Source organism: uncultured Winogradskyella sp., assembly GCF_947498345.1.
GTDB lineage: Bacteria > Bacteroidota > Bacteroidia > Flavobacteriales > Flavobacteriaceae > Winogradskyella.
In genome coordinates this window covers 136,147-150,468 of the sequence record NZ_CANMJY010000006.1, presented here as the reverse complement: position 1 = coordinate 150,468, position 14,322 = coordinate 136,147, and the positions used below count along the sequence as shown (strand labels likewise).

The window sequence follows — 14,322 nt, the reverse complement described above, 5'->3', positions numbered from 1 at the left end:
ATGACTAAAAAAGGATTCATATTCGATCTGGACGGTGTCATTGTGGACACAGCCAAATACCATTTTTTAGCTTGGAAAAAATTGGCTAATAGTTTAAATATTGACTTTACAGAAGAAGAAAACGAGCAGCTTAAAGGTGTAAGCCGTGTAAGGTCGTTAGAAAAAATATTGTCTTGGGGAAATAAAACAATTTCTGAAGATAAGTTTACGGAATTAATGGCAAAGAAAAATGATGATTACTTAAGTCATATTTCTAAAATGGATGAGAATGAGATTCTACCAGATGTTCCAAGAGTATTAAATAGATTGAGAGAAAAACAGCAACCCATATCCTTAGGTTCTGCAAGTAAAAATGCCAGAACCATTTTAGAGCGTGTTAATTTAAGAGAACATTTTAATGCCATAGTAGATGGTAATGATGTTAGTAAAGCTAAACCAGATCCAGAAGTGTTTTTAATAGCTGCTGAGCTCTTAAACATTAACCCTAAAGATTGTATTGTTTTCGAAGATTCTGTCGCAGGTGTTGAAGCTGCTAATGTTGCTGATATGGTTTCTATCGGAATTGGAGACAAAAAGATCCTAAGGGATGCAGATTACGTATTCAAAGACTTTACGGAAATCTCAGATGAATTTATAATAGCATTAATTAAAAATTAAAACATAGAATGCTCATTAGAGCTTTCAAATAAGAATATATATGAATTTAGATTATATCATACCCAATGATTGGTCAATCATAGAAGAAGGATTTGATCCAAGCCATGTAAAAGCATCCGAAAGCTTATTTAGTATAGGCAATGGTGCTATGGGGCAACGTGCCAATTTTGAAGAAAGATATTCGGGACCTACATTTCAAGGAAGTTATATCGCAGGTGTTTACTACCCAGACAAAACCAGAGTAGGTTGGTGGAAAAATGGCTATCCAGAATATTTCGCTAAGGTCTTAAATGCGCCAAATTGGATAGGTATCAATGTTTATATAAATGACGAAGCATTAGATCTTCATAATTGCAAGAGCGTTGAAAACTTTAGACGAGAGCTTAACATGAGAGAAGGTTGGCTATCCAGAAGTTTTATTGCCACACTTAAAAATGGCATAAAAATAAAAGTAAATACAAAACGCTTTTTGAGCTTGGATATAGATGAATTAGGTGCTATTAACTATTCGGTTACACCTTTAAATTCTAACGCGTCAATAACCTACAGACCATATATTGATAGTGGTATTACAAACGAAGATACTAATTGGGATGATAAGTTTTGGGATACGTTGAATGTAAGCCACGAGAATAATCAGGCTTTTATTCAGGCTAAGACCATGAAGACGGATTTTTATACTTGTACGTTTATGGAGTCACAAGTCTTTATTGATGGCAAATCGATTCTCATAAATCCAAATATTAATGCAGATTCTAATAGCGCTTCATTTAGTTATAATTATGAAGTTAAGCAAAATGAAACTTACACCATACATAAGTTTGGAGGATATACTGTTGATAGAAATCACGACAAATATGAATTGGTAACTGCTGCGAAATCAGTCCTGGAAAAGGCTACTAAATCTGGTTTTTCTGTTTTATTAGAGGCTCAGAAAAATGCCTGGTCTAAGATTTGGGACATGGCAGATATTACTATAGATGGAGATGTTAAAGCTCAACAAGGCATACGATTTAATATTTTTCATTTAAATCAGACTTATCTGGGTACTGATGCAAGATTAAACATTGGACCTAAAGGATTTACAGGCGAAAAATATGGCGGTAGTACCTATTGGGATACCGAAGCCTACTGTATTCCATTTTATATGGCAACTAAAGATCAAAGTGTTGCCAGAAATTTATTGACCTACCGCTACAAACATTTAGGTAAGGCCATAGAAAATGCTGAAAAATTAGGATTTACTAATGGTGCAGCATTATATCCTATGGTAACTATGAATGGCGAAGAATGCCATAATGAATGGGAAATTACCTTTGAAGAAATTCATAGAAATGGAGCTATTGCCTTTGCAATTTTTAATTACTATCGTTACACAGGCGACTATAGTTATATCCCAGAAATGGGCTTAGAAGTTCTTATTGGTATTGCACGCTTTTGGCATCAAAGAGCAACATTTTCAACCGATAAAAACAAGTATGTTATCCTTGGTGTTACTGGCCCTAATGAATACGAAAACAACGTCAACAATAATTGGTATACTAATTACATTGCGCAATGGTGTATTAATTACACTATAGTAAATATAGCGCGTATTGCCTCTGAGTTTTCTACCGATTATACACGTATAATGAATAAGGCAAAGTTGTCTAAAGCAGAAATCAAAGAATGGGAAGCTATAGCAGATAATATGTATTTTCCATATTCCGAAAAACATAATGTTTATTTGCAACAAGATGGCTTTTTAGATAAAGAATTAATTTCTGTTGCTGACTTAGATAAGTCACAACGACCAATAAATCAAAAATGGTCATGGGATCGTATTTTACGTTCACCATACATTAAGCAAGCAGATACATTACAAGGCTTCTACTTTTTTGAAGACCAGTTTAGCACTGAAGAATTAGAACGTCATTTTGATTTTTATGAACCATTCACAGTGCATGAGAGCTCATTGTCACCCTGTGTACATAGTATTCAGGCAGCGAAGTTAGATCGTATGGAGCAAGCCTATACTTTCTATTTAAGAACATCTCGACTAGATTTAGATGATTACAATCACGAGGTACATGAAGGCTTACACATTACCTCAATGGCTGGTACTTGGATGAGCATCGTAGAAGGTTTTGGTGGTATGCGTGTTAAAGATAATACATTAACCTTTGAACCTAGAATACCTAAACAATGGGATGGTTATTCTTTTAAGGTCAACTTTAGACATCAAATACTCAAAGTAAATGTTTGCCAAGGACATACACATTTTGAATTAGAAGGTAATGAAGATTTAGAAATTGTTGTTAATGATAAGTCCGTGAGTATTTCACCAAATAATTTGGTCACAGTATAAGAAAATTGATTACGCCTCAAATCAAGAATATTAAAAACTTTACTAGTATGAAAAATATATTTAGTACTCTAATAGCTTTGGTATTTGTTTTTTTAATGTCTTGTAAAGAGAATTCACCAAATGCAGAAACATCTTCTTCATCAGATACATCTCTGGTTGAAGTTAATGATATAGAGCGTATAGAACCACCGAATTGGTGGACTGGTTTTAAGAATGATAGTCTTCAACTTTTGGTGAAACATCCAAATATTTCAGACTATAAACCAAGTGTAAATTACTCAGGAGTTTCTATTATAAATGTTTCAAAAGGCGATAATAGTAACAATTATTTATTTGTTGATTTAGACATTTCAAAAGCTAAAGCCGGAAAATTCAATATGTCTTTTAAAAAAGACTCGGGTGAGGAACTCATTGCTACTTATGAATTAAAAGAACGGGTAAAGCCAGCTGACGATTATATAGGTTTCAACAGTAGTGATGCTATTTATTTAATAACTCCAGATCGTTTTGTAAATGGAATCACAACTAACGATACGCCATTGGGTATTGAGGGGCAACCAGAAATGTTGGAGAAGACTATAAATCGAAGTGATGATTATGCTAGACATGGTGGGGATATTGCTGGAGTCACACAGCATATAGATTATATACACGATTTAGGCTTTACAGCAGTTTGGCCTCAACCACTTTTAACTAATGATATGAAACGAGGCTCATATCATGGTTATGCTGTTACAGATTTGTATGAAATTGACCCGCGTTTTGGAACTTTGGCTGAATATCAGGAATTATCAGCTAAGCTTAAAGAAAAGGGTATGAAATTGGTTATGGATCAAGTGGCTAACCATTGCGGATTATATCATTGGTGGATGAAGGACTTGCCTTTTAAAGATTGGGTTAATCTTCAAGAAAATTTTGAAGAAAATCTAGAAAACTGGGGTAACTCATATACCATAAACTCTAACCACAGGCGTACAACTAATCAAGATATATATGCGTCAGAAGCTGATAGAAAAGGAAACAACGAGGGTTGGTTTGTGGCAACAATGCCAGACTTAAATCAACGTAATCCCTTTATGGCAAGATATATCATTCAGAACAGCATTTGGTGGATTGAAACAGCTCAATTGGGAGGAATCCGTCAAGATACCTATCCATATCCAGATAAAGACTTTATGAGCGATTGGGCTGGAGCCATAATGACTGAATATCCAAACTTTAGTATAGTAGGAGAAGAGTGGAGTTATAATCCGTTACTTATTGGGTATTGGCAAGAAGGTGCAAATAATAAAGATGGGTACGACTCTAACTTAAGATCTTCAATGGATTTTGCTATGCAGAATTTAGTAGTTGAGGGTATAAAGGAAAAAGAGTCATGGGATACAGGTTTGGTGAAAATCTATGAAGGATTGGCAAACGACTTTCATTATGCGAGTCCAAAGGATATTATGGTGTTTCCAGATAACCATGATATGAGTCGCATTTTCACACAAATGGAAGGCGATATTACCAACACCAAAATGGCAATGGCAACTTATGCTGTAATGCCTAGAATTATGCAAATGTATTATGGTACAGAAATCTTAATGAACGATTTTGCAAAACCTGGAGATCATGGATTAATCCGTACAGATTTTCCTGGTGGTTGGGAAGGAGATAAAGTGAATACATTTACTGGTCAAGGTCTTACAGATGAGCAAAAGGACATGCAATCTTTCATCAAAAAGTTATTCAACTACAGAAAAGACAGTAAAGCCATTCATGAAGGAAAAACTACGCATTTTGCACCATTTGTTGGTACCTATTTTATGTATAGAACATTGGGTGATGAAACTGTTGTTTTAATATTAAATAAGAATGAAGATATTATAACTATAGACCTTAATTACCAAAAGGAAATAGGGTTAAAGGGAAAAACACTTAAGAATATCATTACTGGAGAAACTCTAAAATGGGGTGATGTCATTGATTTGAAATCTAAAGGTGTAATGCTACTAACTACAAAGCTATAGTTATGAAAAAGTGGGCATTCATCTTGTGTTTTTGTATAGCTTTCTTTTCGTGTCAAAAAGGGAAAAAAGTTAATGACGATAGTACTGCAAGTATAACATATCATTTTAGAACAGTTGATAATGCTAAATTATTCGATGGAAAATTAGTCAGAGTAGATAGCTTTCCATCACAATATATTACACCAAGGCCAGTAGATGTTTGGTTGCCAAAAAACTATTCAAGAGATAATAAATATAGTGTGCTTTACATGCATGATGGACAAATGCTATTTGACAGTACAACCACCTGGAACAAGCAAGAATGGAAGGTCGATGAGTGGGCAAGTCAATTAATGAGAGATAAAAAAACTAAAGATTTTATAGTTGTGGCCATTCATAATATTCCACAAATACGTTGGCAGGATTTATTTCCTGAAAAGGCATTTGACTTTCTAGATAAAGAAACTCAAGAAAAACTCTTAGATGAAGCAATTAATGCCAATGCTGATACAAAATTTAATGGGGACAATTATTTAAGGTTTTTAATTGAGGAATTAAAACCTATGATTGACAGTTCTTATTCGGTATACACTGATAGAGCGCACACCTTTGTTATGGGCTCTAGTATGGGAGGTTTAATGTCTATGTATGCCATATCAGAATATCCGATTGTTTTTGGAGGAGCCGCATGTATATCAACACATTGGGTAGGCGCTGCGCCTAGGGAAGATAACCCGTTTCCTGAAGCCATTTTTAATTATATGGAAGCAAACTTACCAAATCCTAACACGCACAGATTGTATTTTGATTATGGTAACAAAACTTTAGACCAACATTACCCGCAATATGCGCCTAGAGTTGATAAAATTTTAAAAGCAAAAGGGTATACGGATAAGAATTCTGTGAACCTGTTTTTTGAAGGGACAGACCATTCTGAAAATTCCTGGAATCAACGCTTAGATAAACCATTAGAGTTTCTTTTAGGTAAAGATTAATAGCAACTAATATAGACCTTGTAGGTGTTTTATCTATGAGGTCTTTAAAATTTTATAATGAAGCAAAGATTTTTATACATAGTACTTGTATTATTTTCAATTTCAATTTGTGCTCAAAATTCGAATCGAATTTATAAATCCCATAATCAAGAAAATGGACTATTTACGGTTGTAACTAACGACGGTAGATACGTATTTCAGTTCTATTCGCCAGAAATACTTCAGGCTAGTTTTATTCCAAATGGAGAAAACTATGAAAGTGAGTCTCATGCTGTTGTTATGAAATCTGAAAACATTGAAACTACTTACAAATATGTAGAGAACGATATCACTTTTGGAAGTACAGCGCTATCTGTTACTATTACAACTAAACCGTTTCAGGTTAGTTACTCTTACAAGGGTAAATCAATAATATCTGAGAAACGTGGCTATTACAAAAATGTTCACGAACCCATGGAAATGGTTAAAGGCAATATTATTGCCGACTCAACTGAGAAAATAGAATTCAATCTTACTAAGGACGAAGTTTTATACGGAGGAGGAGCAAGAGCTTTGGGGATGAATCGTCGTGGACATCGTTTGCCATTATTCAATCGTGCGCATTATGGTTACCAAACCGAATCCCAATTGATGAATTACACCATGCCTATTGTAATGTCATCAAACAAATACATGATTCATTTCGACAATGCACCAATTGGGTATTTAGATTTAGACAGTAAAAAATATAATACACTAACATACGAAACCATTTCGGGTCGTAAGACCTATCAAGTTATAGTTGGTGAATCTTGGTATGATATCATTGAAAATTATACTAGCTTAACAGGTAAGCAACCCATGTTACCGCGTTGGGCGTTAGGAAATTTTTCAAGCAGATTTGGCTATCATTCTCAAAAAGAAACTATCGAGACCATCAATAAGTTTAAAGAGGATAAGATTGCTGTAGATGCTATAATTTTGGATTTATACTGGTTCGGAAAAGACATTAAAGGCACCATGGGAAATTTAGAATTCTTAAAGGATTCATTTCCAAATCCAAAGCAGATGATAAAGGATTTACAATCTCAAAATGTAGAGACTATTCTTATTACTGAGCCATTTGTTTTAACAACATCAAGTCGATGGAATGAAGCCGTAGATAAAAACATTCTTGCAAAAGACTCTGTTGGTAACCCTGCTAAATATGATTTCTATTTTGGTAATACAGGTATTATAGACATCTATGATAAAAAAGGGAATACATGGTTTAAAAACATTTATAAAGACTTATCAAGCATAGGTGTTACAGGGTTTTGGGGAGACTTAGGAGAGCCCGAAGTGCATCCGCATTGGGTACAACATGTTAAGGGTTCTGCTCAAGAAGTTCATAATATTTATGGACACGACTGGGCTAAATTAGTTTATGAAGCAAGTTTAGAAGCCAATCCAGATAAACGTCCATTTATTCTAATGCGTGCGGGTTATTCAGGTAGTCAGCGCTATGGTATGGTACCTTGGTCTGGAGATGTAAGTCGTAGTTGGGGAGGATTACAATCTCAACCAGAAATAGCATTACAAATGGGAATGCAAGGTATTGGCTATATGCATTCTGATTTGGGCGGATTTGCAGGTGCAAATTTAGATGATGAGTTATATGCACGTTGGTTACAGTATGGAGTTTTTCAACCTGTTTTTAGACCACACGCTCAGGAAGATGTACCGAGTGAGCCTATTTACAGAAGTGATAAGGCAAAGAATTTTGCCAGATTTGCTATAGAAATGCGATACCGTATGCTACCGTATAACTATAATCTGATGTATGAAAATCATCAATATGGTAAACCACTAATGCGACCTCTATTGTTTGAAGAACCAGATAACCCAGAATTATTTAATTATTCTGAAACCTATTTATGGGGAAAGGATATTTTGGTAGCACCTGTCTTAGAAGCGGGTAAAAAAGAACAAGAAGTCTATTTTCCAAAAACTTCAGATTGGTTTAATATCGAAACCGATGAAATTATTAAAGGCGGACAAACCAAAGGGATAAAAACACATCCTGCATATATTCCAACCTATGTAAGAGCTGGAGCATTCATACCACTTGCTAAATCAATGCAATCTACTAAAGATTATAACGATAGTAATTTTCAACTTCAATATTATCATCATGATGACATAGAAGTATCTGAGCGTGAATTTTATTTTGATGATGGAAAAACCATAGATGCCATTAAAAAGCAAGAATATCAAACTTTAAGGTTTGAAGCTGAAATTAAAAGGCGCTGGTTAGAAATAGAATTTGATGCTAAAACAGGTGAAAATTATTCTGCTAAAACCAAGACAATTGAATTAACACTACATAACATTCAAAAAGAACCAAAACGTATAAAAATTGGTAAAGACAAAGTAAAAGGAAAATACAATCCAAAGTATAAAACTTTAACACTGAGTGTTATTTGGGACACTTCAAGAGAACAGAACATACGAGTTAAACTCAGTAAATAATTCAGAAAATGAAAAATATAAAAATCTTCTTAATTGCTATACTGACAATAGGTTTTGTTGGATGTAAGGATGAAGCTAAAGAAGACTCTTTAGAGAAAACAAAAGTTGAAGATATAAAATCGAAAATGAAGAAAAAAGAAGTCGTATATCAGGTGTTTACCAGGCTTTTTGGAAATACCAATACCACAAACAAACCATGGGGAACACTTGAAGAAAATGGTGTAGGTAAGTTCAATGATTTTACAGATAAAGCTTTATCAGAAATTAAAGATCTAGGAGTAACTCATATATGGTATACAGGTGTGCCACATCACGATGTTATAACAGATTATACGAAGTATGGTATTTCTAATGATGACCCGGATATTGTAAAAGGTCGTGCAGGTTCGCCTTATGCGGTAAAGGATTATTATAATGTAAATCCAGATTTAGCAGAGAATGTTGATAATCGTTTGCAAGAATTTGAAGCTTTAATTGAGCGAACGCATAAAGCAGGTCTTAAGGTTATTATTGATATTGTTCCAAATCATGTAGCGCGTAATTATCAAAGTTTAACCAACTCTGAAGGTACAACAGATTTTGGCGCTGAGGACGATAAAACAGTTACATATAATGTCAATAATAACTTCTACTATAATCCGAGAGAGGCTTTTAAAGTGCCAGAATGGAAAAACGGGTATCAACCTTTAGGTGGTGAAAACCATCCTATGGCTGATAGCAAGTTTGAAGAAATACCTGCTAAATGGACAGGGAATGGTTCCAGAGCCTCACAGCCAGATATGAATGACTGGTACGAAACCGTAAAAGTAAATTACGGTGTATCACCAGAAGGGAAGAAAGATTTTGATGAACTACCAGATGGTTTTGATAATGAAGATTACAAAAAACACTTTGAATTTTGGAGTAATAAAACGATTCCGAGTTCTTGGGTAAAGTTCAAGGATATTGCCTTGTATTGGACAGCTAAGGGAGTTGATGGTTTTAGGTTTGATATGGCAGAAATGGTTCCTGTTGAGTTTTGGAGTTATATGAATTCAGCTATAAAAATGGAAAACTCTGATACGTTTTTATTAGCTGAGGTATATAATCCAAATTTATACAGAGATTACATCAAAAAAGGCAAAATGGATTACCTGTATGATAAAGTGCAGTTATACGACACACTAAAACATGTGATGCAAGGTCACGGAAAAACAGATAATATTCCACCAATTTTAGATGACTTAAGTGATATTGAATATCACATGCTTCATTTTTTAGAAAACCATGATGAGCAACGTATTGCAAGTCCAGACTTTGCAGGAGATGCATTAAAAGGAAAACCAGCAATGGTAGTTTCTGCAATTTCTACAACAGCACCGACAATGATCTATTTTGGTCAGGAATTTGGTGAGCCGGGAGCAGAAGATTTAGGCTTTGGTGACCCAACACGTACTTCGATTTTTGATTATGGTTCTGTGCCAAGTATAGTAAGATGGGTTAATAACAAAAACTTTGATGGAGGCCAATCCACTAAAGAAGAATTGGAACTTCGCGATTTTTATAAGCGTTTACTCAACTTTACAATTAATAGTTCTGCACTAGCTGGAGACTATCAAGATATTCATATATACAATCAACAAAATACAGAATGGTACAATGACAAAGTCTTAAGTTTTGTGCGTTGGTCAGACGATGAGCAATTAATTATCGTTTCAAACTTCAATGCAGAAAACACTTATGGTTTTGAATTGCAACTTCCTGAAGATTTGGTTTCAAAATTGAAGCTTACGGATGGTGAATACAAACTCTCGGATCAGTTATATGGTAGTTATGCGTCAATGCTAAAAGTAGAAAATGGTAAAGCTCAGGTACGTATAGATATAAAACCATTAGAGTCATTCATTCTTAAAATAGAAAAGTAATCACTTCGAATGAATTTGTAACGTATAAACAAATTTATATCGAGAAGAAATCAATAAACCCTATGAAAAGAGCATTAGTTGTAGTAATACTTAGTCTTATGTTAGTCAATTGTAAAAATAACCCAACAAAAGAAAACGTTGAGGTCGATGTTGTAAAACCTGAAAATAGTTCTGAAACACCATTTATTTGGGAAGGTGCCAACTTATACTTTTTGTTAACTGACCGCTTCAATAATGGAGACAAGTCTAACGATGTTAATTTTGATAGAACAAAAGAAACAGGAAAATTAAGAGGATTTGAAGGAGGTGATATAAAAGGAGTGACTCAAAAAGTAAAGGAAGGTTATTTTACAGATTTAGGGATTAATGCCATTTGGATGACACCTATCGTGGAACAAATTCATGGTGGTACTGATGAAGGTACAGGTGTTACTTATGGTTTTCATGGCTATTGGGCAAAAGATTGGACACAAATAGATCCTAATTATGGCACAAAAGAAGATTTGCATGAGCTGGTTAAAGAAGCACATGCAAGAGGTATACGAATTGTTTTAGATGCTGTCATTAATCATACAGGTCCTGTGACTAATAAAGACCCAGTTTGGCCAGATGATTGGGTAAGGACCAATCCGCAATGTAAGTACAATAATTACGAAAATACAGTAACCTGTACTTTGGTGGATAATCTTCCAGATATTAAAACTGAAAGCAATGATAATGTTGAGCTACCACTACAACTTGTAGAAAAGTGGAAAGCAGAAGGACGTTACGAACAAGAGGTAAAAGAACTAGATGAATTCTTTACTAGAACAGGTTACCCAAGAGCACCAAGATTTTACATTATAAAATGGCTTACAGATTATATCACAGAATTTGGTGTAGATGGTTATAGAGCAGATACAGTTAAACACACCGAAGAATACGTTTGGGAAGAGTTTAAAGTAGAATGTGATTATGCTTTTGGAGAATACAAAAAGAATAATCCAGATAAGGTTTTAGGTGATAATGATTTTTATTTGGTTGGTGAAGTTTATAATTATAACATAAGTGGTGGACAGTTTTTTGATTTTGGAGATAAAAAAGTCAATTACTTTAATCCTCCAAGTTTTCATAGTTTAATCAATTTTGAGTTCAAATGGAATTCAAAAGAGTTAGATTATGAAGATCTATTCAGTAAATATTCTGGTATTTTAAATGGAGAGCTTAAAGATTTCGGAACACTTAACTATTTGAGTTCACATGATGATGGTAGTCCTTTTGATGCACAAAGAAAAAAACCTTATATAACAGCAAACAAATTGTTGCTATCACCAGGAACATCTCAGGTGTATTATGGTGACGAATCTTCACGTTCGTTGGTAGTGCCAGGCACAGAAGGAGATGCAACCTTACGCTCATTCATGAACTGGGATTCTATAACTAAAAGAAAAAGAACAAAACAAGTTTTAGCACATTGGCAAAAGTTAGGGCAATTTAGAGCAAAACATCCTGCAATAGGAGCTGGAGTACATCAAATGATTACAAAATCACCTTATGTATTTTATAGAAATCTAGCTAAAAATGATTTTGAAGACTCTGTAGTTATTGGTTTAGATTTAAACGAAGGAGAGAAAATATTAGACGTATCTAAAGTGTTTGAGAATGGAGATATGTTATATGATGCATATTCTAATCAAAATATTACTGTAGTAGACGGAAAAGCTGTTGTTAGTTCAGAATTTGACATTGTTTTATTAGAAAAGAAATAATTATGAAGCTAAAATTAGTTGTATTCGCAGTCTTATTCTGTCTCTTTTCCTGTAAAAGTAGTAACGATGGTAAAACTAATTTGTCTACTACTTCGCCAAATGGAAAGTTGAATGTAGAATTAAATTTAAATTCTTTGGGTGAACCATACTATATGGTGAAGTTAAATGATAGGATTGTTATAGATACTTCGTATTTAGGTTTTGAGTTTGTGAAGGTCAAGTCTATTAAAGATAATTTAAGAGTAGTAAGTACTAGTGTTAGTAGTTATAATGAAACCTGGCAAATGCCTTGGGGAGAACAATTAGATGTTGTTAATAATTACAACGCATTGAAAATTGAGCTTGAAGAAACTTCAGAATTAAAAAGAAAGCTAAATATCGTTTTCAAAGTCTATGATGATGGTGTTGGATTCCGTTATGAATTTCCAAAGCAAGAAGGTTGGACAGAAGCTTTAATTAAAGACGAGCATACCGAGTTTAACCTTACAGAAGATTATAAAACCTTTTGGATTCCCGGAGATTGGGACATTTACGAGCATTTGTATAGCACAACTAAATTAGCTGAAATTGATGCAAAGTCCTATATTCCTAAAACTAATTTAGCACAATCATATATTTCTGAAAACGCTGTGAATACACCTGTAACTATGGTTGGAGAAGATGGTATTCATCTTAGTTTTCACGAAGCAGCTCTTGTAGATTATTCAGGTATGACTTTAAAAGTAGATACGTTAAATTTAAACTTAAAGAGTAGCTTAGTTGGTTCAAAAAATACCGATTATAAAGTCAAAAGAAGTATACCATTTAATACACCTTGGCGCACTATTCAAATTACAGAAAACGCACCAGACCTTATAGAATCTAATCTTATTGTAAATCTCAATGAGCCAAATAAATTAGGTGATGTCTCATGGTTTAAGCCTATGAAATATACTGGTGTTTGGTGGGAAATGCATTTAGGAAAATCGTCATGGGATTATGGTATGGAAATGATTGATGGAAGCTGGAAGGATACAGTAAAAGCTCATGGCAAACATGGTGCAACAACTGAAAATGTGAAGAATTTTATTGACTTTTCTGCCAAGAATAATATAGGAGGTGTTTTAGTTGAAGGCTGGAATACTGGATGGGAGAGATGGATTGGTTTTGAAGACCGTGAAGGTGTTTTCGATTTTGTAACAACATATCCAGATTATGATTTGGATGAAGTTACTAGTTATGCTAAAGAAATGGGTGTTGAGATTATTATGCATCACGAAACCTCTGCTGCAACACAGACTTACGAAAAACAGCAAGATACAGCTTATGCGTTAATGCAGAAGTATGGCATGCATGCTGTAAAATCAGGTTATGTAGGTAAAATAATTCCAAAGGGAGAATACCATCATGGGCAATATATGGTCAATCAATATAACAATGCAGCAATTAAAGCTGCTGAATATGATGTCGCGGTTAATGCTCATGAACCAATAAAGGCAACAGGATTGCGACGTACGTATCCAAATATTATTTCTCGTGAAGGACTACGTGGGCAAGAATTTAATGCTTGGTCTGGTGATGGCGGAAATCCACCAGAACACTTATCTATTGTAGCGTTTACCAGAATGTTGGCAGGTCCAATTGATTTTACACCAGGGATTTTTAATATAAAGTTCAATGCATATCGAAAAGATAATCAAGTTAATACCACTTTAGCACATCAATTAGCTTTATATGTTGTCATCTATAGCCCAGTGCAAATGGCAGCCGATTTGGTAGAGCATTATGAGGCTAACCCAGAACCTTTACAGTTTATAAAAGATGTTGGTGTGGATTGGGAAGAGTCAATAGTTTTAAATGGGGAAGTCGGGAATTATGTCACTATTGCCAGAAAAGAACGTAAAACAGACAATTGGTTTATAGGTGGTATTACAGACGAGAATGCTAGAGATATTGAGATTGATTTTAGTTTTCTGGACAAAAATCAAAGCTATGAAGTACGCATATATAAAGATGGAAAAGAAGCACATTGGGATAACAACCCACTAGGTATTGATATAGAAACTATAGATGTAGATGCGTCTTCAAAATTAAACATCCATCTTGCTCAAGGCGGTGGATTTGCTATCAGCTTAATTAAGAAGTAATTCTTCTATTTATTAGTAACAAATATGATGTAAGATAGTCTTATTAAAAACGACTATTTTAAAT

8 protein-coding genes are annotated in these 14,322 nt (G+C 34.2%); all 8 read left to right on the top strand.

Annotated features, from left to right (window positions below):
- The 8 genes from pgmB to Q0912_RS09565 all read left to right on the top strand — a co-directional run bounded on the left by pgmB (position 1) and on the right by Q0912_RS09565 (position 14,258).
- Entirely contained in the window at positions 1-657 is a 657-nt protein-coding gene (gene pgmB, locus Q0912_RS09600) for a beta-phosphoglucomutase (protein ID WP_299114471.1), read from the top strand.
- A 40-nt stretch (positions 658-697) separates the two neighbouring features.
- Positions 698-3,004 (top strand): glycoside hydrolase family 65 protein, encoded by a 2,307-nt coding sequence (locus Q0912_RS09595; protein ID WP_299114469.1) that lies wholly within the window; start codon positions 698-700, stop codon positions 3,002-3,004.
- A 47-nt stretch (positions 3,005-3,051) separates the two neighbouring features.
- Entirely contained in the window at positions 3,052-5,016 is a 1,965-nt protein-coding gene (locus tag Q0912_RS09590) for a glycoside hydrolase family 13 protein (protein ID WP_299114468.1), read from the top strand.
- Positions 5,017-5,018: 2 nt separating this feature from the next.
- Complete coding sequence (locus Q0912_RS09585) at positions 5,019-5,990, top strand: alpha/beta hydrolase-fold protein (RefSeq protein WP_299114467.1); 972 nt, start codon at positions 5,019-5,021, stop codon at positions 5,988-5,990.
- A 57-nt stretch (positions 5,991-6,047) separates the two neighbouring features.
- A complete protein-coding gene (locus Q0912_RS09580; RefSeq protein WP_299114466.1) occupies positions 6,048-8,480 on the top strand; it encodes a TIM-barrel domain-containing protein in 2,433 nt (810 codons plus the stop codon).
- Positions 8,481-8,488: 8 nt separating this feature from the next.
- Positions 8,489-10,384 (top strand): alpha-amylase family glycosyl hydrolase, encoded by a 1,896-nt coding sequence (locus Q0912_RS09575; RefSeq protein ID WP_299114464.1) that lies wholly within the window; start codon positions 8,489-8,491, stop codon positions 10,382-10,384.
- A 62-nt stretch (positions 10,385-10,446) separates the two neighbouring features.
- On the top strand, positions 10,447-12,132 hold the full coding sequence (locus Q0912_RS09570) for an alpha-amylase family glycosyl hydrolase (RefSeq protein ID WP_299114462.1): 1,686 nt from the start codon (positions 10,447-10,449) through the stop codon (positions 12,130-12,132).
- A 2-nt stretch (positions 12,133-12,134) separates the two neighbouring features.
- Positions 12,135-14,258, top strand: coding sequence for a glycoside hydrolase family 97 protein (locus Q0912_RS09565; RefSeq protein ID WP_299114460.1), 2,124 nt, complete (start codon positions 12,135-12,137; stop codon positions 14,256-14,258).
- Positions 14,259-14,322: the final 64 nt, after the last annotated feature.